We start from the raw sequence: 410 nt of genomic DNA on the forward strand, positions 1-410 counted from the left end.
CTGTTGGGCCGTTCATATCCCAGGAGGCACGATGCGCATCTCGCGCAGCACGGCAGGAACCGCGTTCGTGGGCGGAGCAATGATCCTCACCCTCACCGCGCTCGCCTACCCCACCATGCTGGGCGTGCAGAACACCTCGACCCAGCAGGACCGGGTGGTCGCCAACACGAACTACGGTCCGCTGACCGAGGCGGACCGCGACTTCGTGGTCAAGGTGCGCGCGGCCGGACTCTGGGAGCACCCCCTGGGTCTGCTGGCGATGGAGCGGGGGACGACGCCGGAGATGAAGGAGGCGGGCGTGCACCTGGTCGTCGGACACGGCCGGCTCGACGCCAGCTGCCGCAAGATCGCCCTGGAACTCGGGATCACCCTGCCGAACCAGGCGTCACCGCAGCAGCAGGGGTTCGTGG

Annotated in this window: 1 protein-coding gene; it reads left to right on the forward strand. The window is 68.8% G+C overall.

Going from position 1 to position 410, the window contains the following annotated elements; genetic code table 11:
* Positions 1-31: 31 nt before the first annotated feature.
* Positions 32-410 (forward strand): DUF4142 domain-containing protein (locus KDL01_RS42415; protein WP_212534339.1); only part of this gene is annotated, 379 nt, incomplete at its 3' end.

This window comes from Actinospica durhamensis, assembly GCF_018139695.1.
GTDB classification, from domain to species: domain Bacteria; phylum Actinomycetota; class Actinomycetes; order Streptomycetales; family Catenulisporaceae; genus Actinospica; species Actinospica durhamensis.